The sequence below is a fragment of the Microcella alkalica genome, assembly GCF_014595885.1.
Classification (GTDB): Bacteria; Actinomycetota; Actinomycetes; order Actinomycetales; family Microbacteriaceae; genus Microcella; species Microcella alkaliphila_B.
Genome location: NZ_JABUKC010000002.1, coordinates 483,551 through 499,946 on the forward strand (window position 1 = coordinate 483,551; position 16,396 = coordinate 499,946).

Here is a 16,396-nt window from a genome sequence, read left to right on the forward strand (position 1 = left end):
TCGCCCCACGAGGGCGAGGCCCTTCCACCCGCAACCTTCGAGAGGATCCGCCGTGGCTTTGACCGCCGACGTGAAAGAGGAGCTCGCGCAGCTGGCCGTCACCAAGACCACGGTGCGCGCGGCCGAGCTGGCCACGATCCTCCGCTTCGCCGGCGGCCTGCACCTGATCTCCGGCCGCGTGGCCGTCGAGGTCGAGCTCGACGCTCCGACGATCGCGCGACGCGTGCGACGCGACCTCGCCGAGCTGTACGGCATGCGCAGCGACGCCGCGATGCTATCGCCCGGGGGCATCCGTCGCACACCCGCCTACGTGGTGCGCGTGCTGGAGGGCGGCGAGACTCTCGCTCGCCAGACCGGGCTGCTCGATGCGCGCCGCCGCCCCGTGCGCGGTCTGCCGAACAAGCTCACGACCGGCTCGAAGGAGGAGCTCGCCGCGGTCTGGCGCGGCGCCTTCCTCGCGCACGGCTCGCTCACCGACCCGGGCCGCTCCGCCTCGCTGGAGATCACCTGCCCCGGCAACGAGTCGGCGATGGCGCTCGTGGGCGCGGCCGGCCGGCTGGGCATCCCCGCGAAGGCGCGCGAGGTGCGCGGCGTGCACCGCGTCGTCATCCGCGACGGCGAGAAGATCAGCCAGATGCTGCGCCTCATCGGTGCCGAGCGCACCGTCACCGAGTGGGAGGAGCTTCGCCAGCGCCGCGAGGTGCGGGCGACCGCGAACCGGCTCGTGAACTTCGACGACGCGAACCTGCGACGCTCGGCGCAGGCCGCGGTGGCCGCGTGCGCGCGCGTGTCGCGGGCCCTGGAGATCCTGGGCGACGACGTGCCCGAGCACCTGCGGTACGCCGGCCAGCTGCGCCTGGATCACCGCGACGCGAGCCTGGACGAGCTCGGCCACCACGCCGACCCACCGATGACGAAGGATGCCGTCGCGGGGCGCATCCGGCGCCTGCTCGCGATGGCCGACAAGCGAGCCGAGCAGCTCGGCATCCCCGGCACGGAGGCGGATCTGCCCGCTGAGGACGACGACTGACCGACGCTCCGGGCGGAGTCTGAGCGTCCCGTGGGCATCGGGAACAGCCCCGCAGTCTGAACGGTTGCCGTCACTAGACTGACAGCCGTCAGCGGGGCCGCCGCCACCGCGGTCTCGGACCATCTGCGAGAAGAAAGCACGTGATGTCCGTTTACAGCCTTCCCGACCTGCCCTACGACTACGCCGCCCTCGAGCCGCACATCAGCGCGCGCATCATGGAGCTGCACCACTCCAAGCACCACGCCGCGTACGTGACGGGCGCCAACACGGCCCTCGAGAAGATGGCCGAGGCTCGCGAATCCGGCGACTTCGCCAACATCAACCGCCTCGAGAAGGACCTCGCGTTCCACCTCGGCGGGCACGTGAACCACTCGATCTTCTGGACGAACCTCACCCCTGAGGGGGCCGGCCGCCCTGAGGGCGAGCTCGCCGCGGCGATCGACGAGTTCTTCGGCGACTTCGACAAGTTCGTCGCCCACTTCTCGGCCGCCTCGCTCGGCATCCAGGGCTCGGGCTGGGGCGTGCTGTCGTGGGATCCGATCGGGCGTCGCCTGGTCATCCAGCAGCTGTTCGACCAGCAGGGCAACACCGCACAGGCCACCGTGCCGCTGCTGCAGCTCGACATGTGGGAGCACGCCTTCTACCTCGACTACGTCAACGTCAAGGCCGACTACGTCAAGGCGTTCTGGAACATCGTGAACTGGCAGAACGTCGCCGAGCGCTTCCAGGCCGCCCGTTCGGGCACCGACGCGCTCCTGCTACTGTCGTAAACGGGCGACGTGGCCGGGGCGCGAGCCCCGGCCACCCCTCGAGCCTCCACCCTCGAGCAGGCCTCGCCACCACAACACCACCACCCCCGCGGCGCCGCGCGCCGTCTGAACCACCAGGAGTCTGCAGTGAGCGTGAAGATCGGCATCAACGGCTTCGGCCGCATCGGTCGCAACTACCTCCGGGCCGCGCTGGCCCAGGGCAGCGACCTCGACATCGTGGCCGTCAACGACCTGACCGACAACGCCGCGCTCGCGCACCTGCTGAAGTACGACTCGGTCGGCGGCCCCCTCGCCCACGACGTCTCGCACGACGGCGACTCAATCACGGTCGGCGGCCGTCGCATCCGCGTCTTCGAGGAGCGCGACCCGGCCAACCTGCCCTGGGGCGACCTCGGCGTCGACATCGTCATCGAGTCGACGGGCCGCTTCACCAAGGCGGAGGACGCCCGCAAGCACGTCGCCGGCGGCGCCAAGAAGGTCCTCATCTCCGCTCCTGCGACCGGCGACGACGCCACCATCGTCATGGGCGTCAACGAGGAGACCTACGACCCGGCGACCGACGTCATCATCTCGAACGCCTCCTGCACCACGAACTGCCTCGCGCCGCTCGCGAAGGTCTTCAACGACAACTTCGGCATCGAGCGCGGCTTCATGATGACCGCGCACGCCTACACCGCCGACCAGAACCTCCAGGACGGTCCGCACGGCGATCTCCGCCGCGCCCGCGCCGCCGCCATCAACATCGTCCCCGCCTCGACCGGCGCCGCGAAGGCCATCGGCCTCGTGCTGCCCGAGCTCAACGGCAAGCTCAGCGGCTCGTCGTACCGCGTGCCCGTGCCCACGGGCTCGATCGTCGACCTCACCATCGTGACCCCGACCGAGGGCCTCACCGCCGAGACGATCAACGCCGCCTACCAGGCCGCCGCGGCCGAGGGCCGCCTCAAGGGCTACCTCCAGTACACGGCCGACCCGATCGTGTCGAGCGACATCCAGCTCAACCCGCACTCGTCGATCTTCGACTCGGAGCTCACCAACGTCAGCGGCAACCTCGTCAAGGTCTCGGCCTGGTACGACAACGAGTGGGGCTACTCCAACCGTCTGGTCGACCTCACCGAGTACGTCGCCGAGCGTCTCTGACCCCGAGCCCCGGAGCCGCCCCCGTGTCCCTGCGCACCATCGATTCCCTCGGCGAGCTCGCCGGCAAGCGGGTCATCCTCCGCTGCGACCTCAACGTGCCGCTGAAGGACGGCGTCATCACCGATGACGGCCGCATCCGGGCGTCGCTGCCGACGATCAACGCTCTGCTGCACCGCGGGGCGAAGGTCGTTGTGATCTCGCACCTGGGTCGCCCCGAGGGCGCTCCGGAGGCGACGTACAGCCTCGCTCCGGCGGCGCAGCGACTGAGCGAGCTGCTCGGCGCTCCCGTGGCCCTCGCCGACGACACCGTCGGCGAGGGCGCGGAGCGCACGGTCGACGGCCTCGAGAACGGCTCCGTCGCCGTGCTCGAGAACCTGCGGTTCAACGCGGGCGAGACGAGCAAGAGCGACGACGAGCGCCGCGCGTTCGCCGAGCGTCTCGCGCGCTTCGGCGACGTCATGGTCTCCGACGGCTTCGGCGTCGTTCACCGCAAGCAGGCGAGCGTGTACGAGCTCGCGCAGCTGCTGCCGAGCGCGGCCGGCTCGCTCATCGCGAACGAGACCGACGTGCTCGACCGCTTGACCGAGCGCCCCGAGCGGCCGTACACAGTCGTCCTCGGCGGCTCGAAGGTCAGCGACAAGCTCGGCGTCATCGCGCACCTGCTGCCGCGGGTCGACCGTCTGCTCATCGGCGGCGGCATGCTCTTCACCTTCCTCAAGGCGCAGGGCCACGCCGTGGGCGCGAGCCTGCTGGAAGAGGATCAGCTCGACACCGTGCGCGGCTACCTCGCCGAGGCGGCCGAGCGCGGCGTCGAGATCGTGCTGCCGACCGACGTGGTCGTCGCCGACCGCTTCGCCGCGGATGCCGGCCACACCGTGCTCGCGGCCGACGCTATCGAGACGGGGCCGGCCGGGGCATCCGGCATCGGCCTCGACATCGGGCCCGAGACCGCCGCGCGCTTCGCGGAGCTCGTCGCCGCCTCGAAGACCGTGTTCTGGAACGGCCCCATGGGCGTGTTCGAGTTCCCGGCCTTCGCGAACGGCACGAAGGCGGTCGCCGAGGCGCTCACGCGCGTCGACGGCCTCGGCGTCGTCGGGGGCGGCGACTCCGCCGCCGCGGTGCGGGCCCTCGGGTTCCGCGACGATCAGTTCGGCCACGTCTCCACCGGCGGCGGGGCCAGCCTCGAGTTCCTCGAGGGCAAGAAGCTTCCCGGACTGGAGGTCCTCGGATGGGCGTAGCCCGCACCCCGCTCATCGCGGGCAACTGGAAGATGAACCTCGACCACCTGCAGTCGATCGCGTTCGTGCAGAAGCTCGCCTGGGCGCTGCGCGACGCGAAGCACTCCTTCAGCGACGTCGAGGTCGCGGTGTTCCCGCCCTTCACCGACCTGCGCAGCGTGCAGACCCTCATCGCCGCCGACAAGCTCGAGCTCGGGCACGGCGCGCAGGATCTCTCGGTCCACGACAGCGGCGCCTACACGGGTGAGATCTCGGGGGCCTTCCTCTCCGCGCTCGCCTGCCGGTACGTCATCATCGGCCACTCCGAGCGCCGTCAGTACCACCACGAGTCCGACGAGGTCGTCGCCCAGAAGACCGTCGCCGCCCTCCGCCACGGCCTCGTGCCGGTGGTCTGCGTCGGCGAGACGGCGGAGGACCTCGAGGCGCACGGGCCCTCCGCGGTGCCCGTCGCGCAGCTGCAGGTCGTGCTCGACGCGATCAGCGTCGACGCCGACGTCGTCGTCGCCTACGAGCCGGTCTGGGCGATCGGCTCGGGCCAGGCCGCAACGCCCGAGCAGGCGCAGCAGGTCTGCGCGGCGCTGCGCGCGGCGATCGCCGAGAAGCTGGGGGAGGACGCTGCCGCCCGGACGCGCATCCTCTACGGCGGCAGCGTGAAGTCGGGCAACATCGCCGGGTTCATGAACCAGAAGGACGTCGACGGAGCCCTCGTCGGCGGTGCGAGCCTCGACGTCGACGAGTTCTCGGCGATCGCGCGCTTCCGCCAGCACGTCGGCACCGTCTGATCCCGAGCCGCGCTCGCCCGCTGGATGCCGTGGGCTAGACTGGGACGCTGTTCGTCACCCCGAGAGGCACTATTCCGTGGAAATCCTTCAGGTCGTGCTCCAGGTCATCCTGGGCATCACGAGCCTTCTGCTCACGCTCATGATCCTGCTGCACCGCGGTCGCGGCGGCGGCCTCTCCGACATGTTCGGCGGCGGCGTCACCTCCAACCTCGGCGCCTCGGGCGTGGCCGAGCGCAACCTCAATCGCATCACGATCATCCTCGCCCTCACCTGGGTGACCTCGATCGTGATCCTCGGTCTCATCACGCGTTTCGACGCGGTCTAAGGAGCAGTCATGGTTTCCGGTGGCAGCGCCATCCGCGGCTCGCGCGTCGGCTCGGGCCCCATGGGCGAGCAGGATCGCGGCGTCCACGCCGAGCGCATCGCCGTCTCGTACTGGGACGCCCAGGGCAACGAGACCGTCCGCTACTTCGCGGCGAACCTCCCGGAGGAGGAGATCCCCGCGGTCATCGACTCGCCCACGACGGGCCTGCCGGCCGGACGCGACCGCGAGAACCCGCCGCAGCTGGCGAAGAACGAGCCGTACAAGACGCACCTCGCGTACGTGAAGGAGCGCCGTACCGAGGAGGAGGCGAAGCAGATCCTCGAGGATGCTCTCGAGAAGCTGCGCGAGCGCCGCGGCACCTCGGCCTGACGCCGACCCGCACCCCGTTCCACCGCGAAGGGCCCCGACCGGAGTCGGGGCCCTTCGCGCATCCCGACACGCCCCGTGGGCGCGACCGGGGCTGCTCGGCTCAGCCGCGCGGCATCCACTCCGTCGTGTCCATGGCGGCCGTCCAGTACGAGGTCGGCATGATGAGCGACTCGGGCACCTCGGCCGACGCAGCCTCGTCGACGAAGAACACGGTGCGCTTGCGGCCGAGCACGCCGGCGACGGGCACGTCGGCGGGCGACGCGCCCGCGAGCGCGAGCCCGAGCGCGGGAGCCTTGTCGCCGCCGGCGAGCACGAGCCAGATGCGCTCGGAGGTGTTGATGAGCGGCAGGGTCAGGCTCAGGCGCTGCGGCGGCGGCTTGGGGGAGTCGTGCACCGCGATCACGCCGACGGTCTCGACGCGCGGGCCCTCGCGCTCGGGGAAGAGCGAGGCCACGTGGCCGTCCGGCCCGACGCCGAGGAAGGTGATCGCGAAGCGCGGGTGCTCGTCGCCCTCGGGCGCCGCGGCGCGCAGCTCGTCGGCGTAGGCCGCGGCCGCCGCCTCGAGCTCGAGCCCGTCATCGCTCGCGGGGAAGGGGTGCACCTTCGCTGCATCGACCGGCACGTGGTCGAGCAGCGCACGCCTGGCCTGCTTCTCGTTGCGCTCGTCGTCGTCGCGCGGCAGCCAGCGCTCGTCGCCCCACCAGACGTGCACGCGCGACCAGTCGATGCTGTTGCGCGCGGGGGAGTCGGCGATCGCGGCGAGCACCTCGATGCCGACGGAGCCGCCGGTGAGCACGACGTGCGCCTCGCCCTCGTCCTCGATGAGGTCGACGACTTTGGTGAGGAAGCGCGCGGCGACGGATGCGGCGAGGGCCGCCCGATCGGGGTGGACGAGGACGCGGCGATCGGTGGTCACGGTGGAGCCTTTCGGGTGGAGCGGCGAGGCCGACCTGCGGTCGGTCAGACGCCGGCGTCGAGCCCCGAGCGGAGCACGTCGCCGTAGACGTCGTCGGGGTCGAGCCTACGCAGTTCTTCGGCGAGGCACTCGCGCAGCCCACGGCGGGGCAGCGAGAGCTCGTGCGTGGGCTGGCCGGCCTGCGAGAGCTGCGCGACGGCGGGCTGCACGCGCTCGAGCCGCACCGCGCCGGTCGCGCGATGCAGCACGACCCGGTGGATGCCCGAGGTCGGGTTGCCGTCGGCCACGTCGACCGTCACGGGCACCTGCAGCTGTCGCCGCAGCCACGCCGCGAGCAGCAGGGTCGAAGGGGAGTCGGGCGCGCCCGAGACCTCGGCGCTCGTGATGGGCTCGTACGGCGGCTGGTCGAGCGCCGCAGCGAGCTGCGCGCGCCAGAGCGTGAGGCGCGTCCAGGCGAAGTCGGTGTCACCGGGTTCGTAGTGGTCGGCGAGGCGCCGCAGCATGCCGACGGGGTCGTCGGCGGCACCGCTGTCGGTGATGCGTCGCTGGGCGATGCGGCCGAGCGGGGTGTCGCACGCGCGCTGGTCGGGGCATTCGCCCGGCCACCAGGTGACGACGGGCGCGTCGGGCAGCAGCAGGCCCGTGACGAGGCCCTGCTGGTCGCGCGCGGTGTCGCCGTGCGCGCGCAGCACGATGACCTCGCTGGCTCCGGCGTCGCCGCCGACGCGAATCTCGGCGTCGAGGCGGTTCTGCTCGCCCGCACCGTTCGTCGAGACGACGATGATGCGCATCGGATGCTCGCGCGAGGCCTCGTTCGCGGCCTCGATGGCCTCCTCCTCGGCTCCGATCGCGGTGGCGATGACGAGCGTGAGCACGCGGCCGAGGGCGACCGCGCCGCCCTCCTCGCGGATGGTGACGAGCTTCTTCGACACCTGGCTCGTGGTGGTGTCGGGCAGGTCGATGATCACGGGCGCCTCCAGACGCGGCCGTCGCGGGCGAGCAGGTCGTCCGCGGACTTCGGGCCCCACGTGCCGGGGGCGTACTGCTCGGGCCTGCCCTGCGTCGCCCAGAACTCCTCGATCGGGTCGAGGATCTTCCAGCTGAGCTCGACCTCCTCGTGGCGGGGGAAGAGCGGGGGCTCGCCGAGCAGCACGTCGAGGATGAGCCGCTCGTAGGCTTCGGGGCTCTGCTCGGTGAAGGCGTGACCGTAGCCGAAGTCCATCGTCACGTCGCGCACCTGCATGCCCGCACCGGGCACCTTCGAGCCGAAGCGCATCGTCACGCCCTCGTCCGGCTGCACGCGGATCACGAGGGCGTTCTGCCCGAGCGCCGACGTCTGGCTCTCGGCGAAGAGGTACTGCGGGGCGCGCTTGAACACGACCGCGATCTCGGTGACGCGACGCCCGAGTCGCTTGCCGGCGCGCAGGTAGAAGGGCACGCCCGCCCAGCGGCGGGTCGAGATGTCGAGCCTCATGGCCGCGTAGGTCTCGGTGACCGACTGCGGGTTCATGCCCTCCTCCTCGAGGAAGCCGGGCACCCATTCCCCGCCCTGCCAGCCGCTCGCGTACTGTCCGCGCGCGGTGGCCGTCGCGAGGTCCTTCGGCAGTCGCACGGCCGAGAGCACCTTCTCCTTCTCGGCGCGCAGGTCGGCCGCGTCGAACGAGACGGGCTCCTCCATCGCGGTGAGGGCGAGCAGCTGCAGGAGGTGGTTCTGGATGACGTCGCGCGCGGCGCCGATGCCGTCGTAGTACCCGGCTCGTCCGCCGACGCCGATGTCCTCCGCCATGGTGATCTGCACGTGGTCGACGTAGTTGGCGTTCCAGATCGGCTCGTACATCATGTTGGCGAACCGCAGGGCGAGGATGTTCTGGACGGTCTCCTTGCCCAGGTAGTGGTCGATGCGGAACACCGAGTCGGCGGGGAAGACCGATTCCACGACGGCGTTGAGCTCGCGCGCGGTCTGCAGGTCGCTGCCGAAGGGCTTCTCGATGACGACGCGTCGCCACTCGCCCTCCTTCGCCTCGGCGAGCCCGCTGCGCCGCAGCTGCTCGGTGACGAGCGGGAACGACTTCGGCGGGATCGACAGGTAGAAGGCGTGATTGCCCATCGTGCCGCGCTCGCGGTCGAGCTCGGCGATCGTCTCGGAGAGGCGCTGGAAGGCGCTGTCGTCGTCGAAGTCGCCGGAGACAAAGCGGATGCCCGCCGCGAGCTGCTTCCAGGTGGCCTCGTCGAACGGCGTGCGCGCGTACTGCTTGACCGCATCGTGCACGACCTGCTCGAAGTCCTGGTCCTCCCAGTCGCGGCGCGCGAAGCCGACGAGGGCGAAGCCCGGGGGCAGCAGGCCGCGGTTGGCGAGGTCGTACACCGCCGGCATGAGCTTCTTGCGCGACAGGTCACCCGTCACGCCGAAGATGATGAGCCCGCTGGGCCCGGCGATGCGGTTGAGCCTGCGGTCCTCCGCCGAGCGCAGCGGGTTGCTCTCCGGCGAGATCTCGACCGGTGCCATGGTTCTCCTCGGTTGCTTCGGGCGTCAGGCGATCGCGGCGATGAGCGCGGCGACCGCGTCCGCGTCGGCGACGGCGAGCGTCACGACGGGGCGGCCGTGCTCGGCGAGCACGCGCGCGTCACCGGCGGCCTGCGCCGCGATGAGCTGGCCGAACGTGAACGGGCGCTCGGGGATCTCCAGGTCGCCGGCAGGCGCGGTGACGATCTGCAGGAAGACGCCGTGCGCGGGGCCGCCCTTGTGGTACTGCCCGGTGGAGTGCAGGAAGCGCGGGCCCCAGCCGAACGTGACGGGGCGCCCGCTCGCGGCGGCGAGCCGGTGCCGGATCGCCTCGAGCTCCGGGTGCGCGGTGCGGTCGAGGTAGGCGTGCACGGCGATGTAGCCGTCGGCGGGCACGGCGTTACGCAGGCGCGCGACGGCCTCGGCTGCGGTGGTCGCGCCTTCGAGCAGCGCTGCGGGGCCCGTCACGGCGATGCCGCCGTCGACGAAGGCCGGCGCGGCCGGCTCGGGGCGGGCATCCAGCAGGCCTCGCGCAGCGATCTTGGCCGACTCGACGTCGGGCTGGTCGAAGGGGTTGATGCCGAGCAGGATGCCCGCGACGGCGGTCGCGTACTCCCACGTCATGAGCAGCCCGCCCAGCGAGCCGGAGAGCTCGATCTCGCCAGGAGCGACCTCCTCGGTCGCGCGGGCGCTGCCGACGAGGCGCACGACCTGCACATCGTCGGCGACGGAGCTCAGCTCGGGCGCGTCGGGGCCGACGACAACCGGCAGGATGCCCGTGCCCTGCTTGCCCGTCGACTCGGCGATGAGCTGCTCGACCCAGTCGCCGAGTCCCACGATGTGGGTGCCGTCGGCGACGATGACGAGCTTGTCGCGGCGCGGGGAGGTGCCGGCGATCGCGGCGCCGAGCTGCAGCCCGGGGTTGGAGGGGCTGTCGATGGCGAGGGGCGCGAGCGCCGCCTCGGCCTCGTCGAGCAGCTCGACGATGTCGGCGCCGGCGAGGCCCGAGGGCACGAGCCCGAACGCGGTGAGCGCCGAGTAGCGCCCGCCGACGGTCGGGTCGGCCCGGAAGACGCGGTAACCGGCGGCGAGCGAGGCCTGCTCGAGCGGCGACTCGGGGTCGGTGACGACGACGATGCGCTCGGCGGGGTCGATGCCGGCGGCGCGGAAGGCGGCCTCGAAGGCGCGCTTCTGGCTGTCGGTCTCGACGGTCGAGCCCGACTTCGACGACACGACGACGACGGTCTCGGCGAGACGGTGCTCGAGCACGGAGCGCACCTGGTGCGGGTCGGTCGAGTCGAGCACGACGAGGTCGGCGCCGACGGTGCGCGTGATGACCTCGGGTGCGAGCGACGACCCGCCCATGCCGCACAGCACGACGCGGGTGAGGCCGCGCGCGTGCAGGTCGTCGCGCAGGGCGAGGATCTCGTTCACGAGCGGGCGCGACACCGAGACGGCCTGGGTCCAGCCGAGTCGCTTCGACGCCTCCTCCTCGGCCTCGGGGCCCCAGAGAGTCGCGTCACCGGCGGTGATGCGGCTCGCGACGAACTGCTCGACGAGCTGCGGCACGACGCGCTCGATGGCCTCCCCTGCGGCGCCGCGGGCGCCGATCGTCGCCGTCATCGGGCCGCCTCGAGCGCCGCGGTGACGGTGTCGAGCAGCTCGTTCCAGCTGACGATGAACTTCTCCACGCCCTCCTTCTCCAGCAGCGCGGTCACCTCGGCGATCGAGATGCCGAGCCCCTCGAGCGCCGCGAGCACCTCGCGCGACGCCGCGTACGAGCCGGTGACCTGGTCGCCCGCGATGACGCCGTGGTCGAACGTGGCCTCGAGCGTCTTCTCGGGCATCGTGTTGACGGTGCTGCCGACGGCGAGCTCGGTGACATAGAGGGTGTCGGGAAGCGCCGGGTCCTTGACGCCGGTCGAGGCCCACAGCGGCCGCTGCACGTTCGCGCCGGCGTCGAGCAGCGCACGGGCGCGCTCGCCCGCGAACTGCTGCTCGAAGAGCTCGTAGGCCAGGCGCGCGTTGGCGATGCCCGCCTTGCTCTTGAGCGCGAGCGCCTCGGGCGTGCCGAGGGCGACGAGTCGCTTGTCGATCTCGGTGTCGACGCGCGAGACGAAGAACGACGCGACCGAGTGGATCGTCGCGAGGTCGATGCCGGCCTCGCGCGCCTTCTCCAGGCCCGCGAGGTACGCCTCGATGACCTCCTGGTAGCGCTCGAGGCTGAAGATGAGGGTCACGTTGACGCTGATGCCGGCGCCGATGGTCTCGGTGATCGCCTCGAGACCCTCGCGCGTGGCAGGGATCTTGATCATCGCGTTGGGCCGGTTGACCTTCGCCCACAGCTGGCGGGCCTGCTCGATGGTGCCAGCCGCGTCGTGCGCGAGACCCGGCTCGACCTCGATCGACACGCGGCCGTCCTGACCGGCGGTGCTCGCATAGATCGGGGCGAAGATGTCGCTTGCCGCGGCGACGTCGTCCGTGGTGATCTCGAAGACCGCGTCGGTCACGTCGACGCCGGCCGCCGCGAGGTCGCGGATCTGCGCGTCGTAGGTGGTGCCCGTGGCCAGCGCCGCGGCGAAGATCGTCGGGTTCGTGGTGACGCCGACGACGTCGCGCGTCTCGATGAGCGAGGCGAGCGCGCCCGAGGTGATGCGGTCGCGCGACAGATCGTCGAGCCAGATGCTGACGCCAAGCGCGCTGAGCTGGGCGGTGGGGGTGGAGCTCATGATGGTCCTCTCGGTGCCCGCCGGGGGGGCGAGCGGATGCGGTGGTGGCGGTGAGGGGGAAGGGGGGCGTCGCCTAGGCGGCGGCGATCGACTCGAGCGCCGCGGCGACGGCGGCCTCGGCCGTGATGCCGAACTCGCGGAAGAGCGTCTGGTAGTCGGCGGATGCTCCGAAGTGCTCGATCGACACGGCCCGGCCGCGCGAGCCCAGGTAGCGGTGCCACGAGAGCGCCACGCCGGCCTCGATCGACACGCGCGCGGTCAGGGAGCTCGGCAGCACCGACTCGCGGTACTCGGCGCTCTGCTCCTCGAACCACTCCAGGCAGGGCGCCGACACGACGCGGGCGTGCACACCTTGGGCGGCGAGCTGCTCGCGCGCGGCGAGCGCGACCTGCACCTCGGAGCCCGTGGCAATGAGCACGACGTCGGGAGAGCCGTTCGCGGCCTCGGCGAGCACGTAGGCGCCGCGGGCGACGTGGTGCGCGGCGGCCAGGACGTCGCCCGAGGCGGCGTCATCCCCGCGCTCGAAGACCGGCACGTTCTGACGGGTCAGCGCGATGCCGGTGGGCCGGTCGTTGCGCTCGAGCACGGTCTTCCAGGCCCAGGCGGTCTCGTTGGCGTCGGCGGGGCGCACGACCTCCAAGCCTGGGATCGCCCGCAGCGAGGCGAGCTGCTCGATCGGCTGGTGCGTGGGGCCGTCCTCGCCGAGGGCGACCGAGTCGTGCGTCCAGACGTAGGTGACCGGCACGCGCATGAGGGCAGCGAGGCGCACGGCGGGGCGCATGTAGTCGCTGAAGATGAGGAAGGTGCCGCCGAACACGCGCGTGCGGCCGTGCAGCGCGATGCCGTTGAGGATCGCGCCCATCGCGTGCTCGCGGATGCCGAAGTGCAGGATGCGGCCGTACGGGTTCGCCTGCCACTCGTGCGTGGAGTGCTCGGCAGGCGCGAACGAGCCGCCGCCGGCGATCGTCGTGAGGTTCGACTCGGCGAGGTCGGCCGAGCCGCCCCAGAACTCCGGCAGCACGCCGGCGATCGCGTTGATGACCTTGCCGCTCGCGGCACGGGTCGACACGCTCGTGCCGCCCTCGAAGACGGGCAGCGCCTGTTCGAGGCCCTCGGGCAGCTCGCCGGCGAGCATCCGGTCCAGCAGCGCCTTGCGCTCGGGGTTCGCGGCCGCCCACGCGTCGAAGCGCGCCTGCCAGGCCGCACGACGCTCGGCGCCGCGCTCGACCGCCTTGCGCGTGTGGGCGATGACCTCGTCGGCGACGACGAACGACTGCTCGGGGTCGAAGCCCATGACGCGCTTCGTCGCGGCGAGCTCGTCCGCGCCGAGCGCCGAGCCGTGGATCTTGCCCGTGTTCTGCTTCGTCGGCGCGGGCCAGCCGATGATCGTCTTGAGGATGATGATGCTCGGCTTGTCGGTCTCGGCCTTCGCGGCCTCGAGCGCGGCGTGCAGCGCGTGCACATCCTCGACGTACTCGCCCGTCCTCTTCCAGTCGACCGTCTGCACGTGCCAGCCGTAGGCGGCGTACCGCGCGGCGACGTCCTCGGTGAAGGCGATGTCGGTGTCGTCCTCGATCGAGATCTGGTTCGAGTCGTAGATGACGACGAGGTTGCCGAGCTGCTGGTGGCCGGCGAGCGAGCCCGCCTCGGCCGTCACGCCCTCCTGCAGGTCGCCGTCGCCGGCGATGACGTAGACGTGGTGGTCGAAGACGCTCTCGCCCGCGGGGGTCTCCGGGTCGAGCAGACCGCGCTCGAAGCGCGCGGCGTAGGCGAAGCCGACGGCCGAGGCGAGGCCCTGGCCGAGCGGCCCGGTCGTGATCTCGACGCCATCGGTGTGGCCGTACTCGGGGTGGCCGGGGGTCTTCGAGCCCCACGTGCGCAGCGCCTTGAGGTCGTCGAGCTCGAGGCCGTAGCCGCCGAGGTAGAGCTGCACGTACTGCGTCAGCGAGCTGTGGCCCGCGGAGAGGATGAACCGGTCGCGCCCGAGCCACTGCGGGTCGCTCGGGTCGTGCTGCATGACCTTCTGGTGCAGGAGGTAGGCGACGGGCGCGAGGCTCATGGCCGTGCCGGGGTGGCCGTTGCCGACCTTCTCGACGGCGTCGGCGGCGAGCAGCCGCGCGGTGTCGACGGCGGCGGCGTCGATCTCGTCCCAGTGGAGCTCGGTCATGCGGGGGTACGGCCCTTTCTCGAATGGTGCCCGGCGCGCGGGCATGAGGCTCTTGCCCAGATCACCCTTGATCGAGACCGCGGCCTGCTCGGGCTCCCGAGGGGGATCGGGCGCCCCCGTTTCGAGAGACGGACGTGGCGGCGGACAAGCCTCCCCAGTATAAGAGCGCGCTGGGAGGACGGGCACCAGGGCTGCCCGCCGGAGGGGGCGGCTCCGGGCCTCGCGTAGACTGGAGGGAGGCACGCCCGCAGAACGAGGAGTCATGGACACAGCGCTGGATCAGCCCGTCGTCGCCCGGCGCCCGACCCTCCGCCGCACCCTCGCCGCCTACGTCGCCCTCATGAAGCTGCGCGTCGTCGAGCTGCTGCTCGTCACGACCGCCCCCGTCATGGTGCTCGCCGAGGGCGGCCTGCCCGACCCGTGGCTCGTGATCGCGACCCTCATCGGCGGCACGCTCTCGGCCGGCAGCGCGAACGCGTTCAACATGTACCTCGATCGCGACATCGACCGGCTCATGAACCGCACGCGCAACCGCCCGCTCGTCACGGGCGACCTGACCGATCGCCAGGCGCTCGCATTCGCCTACGGCTCCGGCGCCGTCTCGATCCTCTGGCTGGGCGTGTTCGCGAACTGGCTCGCCGCCTCGCTCTCGCTCGCTGCGATCCTGTTCTACGTCATCCTCTACACGATGGTGCTCAAGCGCCGCACCGAGCAGAACATCATCTGGGGCGGCATCGCCGGCTGCTTCCCGGTGCTCATCGGCTGGAGCGCGGTGACCGGCTCGCTCGACTGGGCCCCGGTCATCCTGTTCCTCGTGGTCTTCCTCTGGACCCCGCCGCATTACTGGCCGCTGTCGATGCGCTACCGCGACGACTACGCCTCGGCGCACGTGCCGATGCTCGCCGTCGTCCGCGGGGGAGAGGTCGTCGGCCTGCAGATCATCCTTTATGCGTGGGCGACGGTCGCGATGTCGCTCATCCTCATCCCCGTCGCGGGCATGGGCCTGGTCTACACCCTCGCCGCGCTCGGCTCGGGGGCTTGGTTCATCGTCGAGAGCCATGGTCTCTACAACCGACTGCTGCGCGACGAGGAGGCCACGCCGATGCGCGTGTTCCACGCGAGCATCAGCTACCTGACGCTGTTGTTCGTCGCGGTCGGCATCGACCCACTGCTGCCGCTGTGATCGGCTGCGCCGCCGGCGACACCAGGCTGGGCGGGATGCCCGTCAGGCGCTGACGGCGTCGCGCACGACGATCGCGTCGTCGCCCGCGACCGCGGCGCGCGGTGCCCGCAGCGCGAGCAGCACGGCCGTCATGACCGCGACGAGCACGCAGGCGAGCACCATGTGCACGCCGACCAGGATCACCGGGAGACCGAGCCGGGCCTGGGCGAGGCCGACCGCGATCTGCACGACGACGACCGCGAGGAGACCGAGCGAGGCGCGGCGGAGCATCCGCGACCCCAGGCGCAGCCCGATCGCGGCGAGGGCGACGGCGCCCGCGAAGGAGGCGTACGCGGGCCACGAGTGAATGTGCTGCCACAGCTCCGAGTCGAGTCCGTTGCGCGCGGCGCCGCCGTCGCCGGCGTGCGGGCCCGAGCCGGTGACGACGATGCCGACGAGCACGGTGATCCAGACGGCGACGGCGGTGACGAGCGCGAGAGGCCGCACGAAGCCGGGCAGCGGCAGCAGCGCGCCCGCCTGGCCGCGGTAGACGCGCGCGACGAACACGGTTGCAAGCGCGACGAGCACGGCCGAAACGACGAAGTGCAGGCCGACGATCCACGGGTTCAGCTCGGTGAGCACGGTGATACCGCCGATGATCGCCTGCGCGGGGATGCCCAGGCCCAGCGCGATCGACAGGCGCAGCAGTTCGGGGCGCTCGCGACGCATCCGCACCACGAAGGCGAAGGCGACGATCGCGATGATGACGAGCACGAAGGTCAGCAGGCGGTTGCCGAACTCGACGATGCCGTGGATGCCCATCTCGGGCGTCGCGACGAACGACTCGGGCGTGCACCGGGGCCAGGTGGGGCAGCCGAGACCCGAGCCGGTGAGGCGCACGGCCCCGCCGGTGCCGACGATGAGCGTCTGGCTCACGAGCGAGGCCCAGGAGATGAACCGCACGCGACGGTCGACCGTCGACGGCAGCCACGCGACGACCCTGCGGCCGGCTCCGACGATCCTGTGGCCCAGGCGATTCACGGCGTGCACCTCTCGTATTCAGCGGCGGCGCGGTAGACTCTCAGCGCTCACCATCAGTGTCGATCGCGGGTGTCGATGCGGCGCAGTTCGCCGGTCGTTCCGCCCGCTGCCAGTCTACGTCTGGCTCCTTGAGCATCAGCCCCGATCGCGGACGTGACCGTTCGCGCTGGCGGCTGGAGGGAATCGATCGACGCTCCGACCGGTTGGGTTCGGCAACAGAGAGGAAA

The 16,396-nt window shown here is 71.6% G+C and carries 15 protein-coding genes; 8 read left to right on the forward strand and 7 right to left on the reverse strand.

The features are described 5' to 3' along the window. Window positions 1–52 precede the first annotated feature (52 nt). The 7 genes from whiA (at window position 53) to ID804_RS06780 (ending at window position 5,651) form a co-directional block, all read left to right on the forward strand. Window positions 53–1,030, forward strand: coding sequence for a DNA-binding protein WhiA (gene whiA / locus ID804_RS06750; RefSeq protein WP_169078322.1), 978 nt, complete (start codon window positions 53–55; stop codon window positions 1,028–1,030). Between the two features lie 143 nt (window positions 1,031–1,173). After that, window positions 1,174–1,800 (forward strand): superoxide dismutase, encoded by a 627-nt coding sequence (locus tag ID804_RS06755; protein ID WP_169078786.1) that lies wholly within the window; start codon window positions 1,174–1,176, stop codon window positions 1,798–1,800. Window positions 1,801–1,926: 126 nt separating this feature from the next. Continuing rightward, a complete protein-coding gene (gap, locus tag ID804_RS06760; RefSeq protein ID WP_169078324.1) occupies window positions 1,927–2,937 on the forward strand; it encodes a type I glyceraldehyde-3-phosphate dehydrogenase in 1,011 nt (336 codons plus the stop codon). A 23-nt stretch (window positions 2,938–2,960) separates the two neighbouring features. After that, complete coding sequence (locus ID804_RS06765) at window positions 2,961–4,175, forward strand: phosphoglycerate kinase (RefSeq protein ID WP_169078326.1); 1,215 nt, start codon at window positions 2,961–2,963, stop codon at window positions 4,173–4,175. Then, entirely contained in the window at window positions 4,166–4,957 is a 792-nt protein-coding gene (gene tpiA / locus ID804_RS06770) for a triose-phosphate isomerase (RefSeq protein WP_169078328.1), read from the forward strand. Before ID804_RS06765 ends, tpiA begins: the two co-directional genes overlap by 10 nt. Window positions 4,958–5,033: 76 nt before the next feature. Further along, a complete protein-coding gene (gene secG / locus ID804_RS06775) occupies window positions 5,034–5,282 on the forward strand; it encodes a preprotein translocase subunit SecG (protein WP_055861275.1) in 249 nt (82 codons plus the stop codon). 9 nt (window positions 5,283–5,291) lie between these two features. Next, window positions 5,292–5,651, forward strand: coding sequence for an RNA polymerase-binding protein RbpA (locus ID804_RS06780; protein WP_169078330.1), 360 nt, complete (start codon window positions 5,292–5,294; stop codon window positions 5,649–5,651). 100 nt (window positions 5,652–5,751) lie between these two features. On the opposite strand, the gene pgl is transcribed toward ID804_RS06780, so the two are convergent. From pgl to tkt, 6 genes are all read right to left on the reverse strand, one after another. Continuing rightward, window positions 5,752–6,567, reverse strand: a complete 816-nt coding sequence (pgl, locus tag ID804_RS06785) for a 6-phosphogluconolactonase (protein ID WP_169078332.1) — start codon at window positions 6,565–6,567, stop codon at window positions 5,752–5,754. 44 nt (window positions 6,568–6,611) lie between these two features. Next, window positions 6,612–7,535: a glucose-6-phosphate dehydrogenase assembly protein OpcA gene (locus tag ID804_RS06790; protein ID WP_169078334.1), complete on the reverse strand. Its 924-nt coding sequence runs from the start codon at window positions 7,533–7,535 to the stop codon at window positions 6,612–6,614. Beyond that, window positions 7,532–9,073: a glucose-6-phosphate dehydrogenase gene (gene zwf, locus ID804_RS06795; protein ID WP_169078336.1), complete on the reverse strand. Its 1,542-nt coding sequence runs from the start codon at window positions 9,071–9,073 to the stop codon at window positions 7,532–7,534. The genes ID804_RS06790 and zwf overlap by 4 nt, the downstream gene beginning before the upstream one ends. Before the next feature lie 24 nt (window positions 9,074–9,097). Then, window positions 9,098–10,693: a glucose-6-phosphate isomerase gene (locus ID804_RS06800; protein ID WP_169078338.1), complete on the reverse strand. Its 1,596-nt coding sequence runs from the start codon at window positions 10,691–10,693 to the stop codon at window positions 9,098–9,100. After that, on the reverse strand, window positions 10,690–11,799 hold the full coding sequence (tal, locus tag ID804_RS06805) for a transaldolase (RefSeq protein WP_169078340.1): 1,110 nt from the start codon (window positions 11,797–11,799) through the stop codon (window positions 10,690–10,692). Before tal ends, ID804_RS06800 begins: the two co-directional genes overlap by 4 nt. Before the next feature lie 73 nt (window positions 11,800–11,872). Next, complete coding sequence (tkt, locus tag ID804_RS06810) at window positions 11,873–13,966, reverse strand: transketolase (protein WP_169078342.1); 2,094 nt, start codon at window positions 13,964–13,966, stop codon at window positions 11,873–11,875. A gap of 262 nt (window positions 13,967–14,228) precedes the next feature. Between tkt and ID804_RS06815 the strand changes: the two genes are divergently transcribed. After that, complete coding sequence (locus ID804_RS06815; protein ID WP_169078344.1) at window positions 14,229–15,149, forward strand: heme o synthase; 921 nt, start codon at window positions 14,229–14,231, stop codon at window positions 15,147–15,149. Between the two features lie 42 nt (window positions 15,150–15,191). Here the strand turns inward: ID804_RS06815 and ID804_RS06820 are convergent, their stop codons facing one another. Continuing rightward, window positions 15,192–16,169, reverse strand: a complete 978-nt coding sequence (locus tag ID804_RS06820) for a COX15/CtaA family protein (protein WP_188219176.1) — start codon at window positions 16,167–16,169, stop codon at window positions 15,192–15,194. Window positions 16,170–16,396 lie beyond the last annotated feature (227 nt).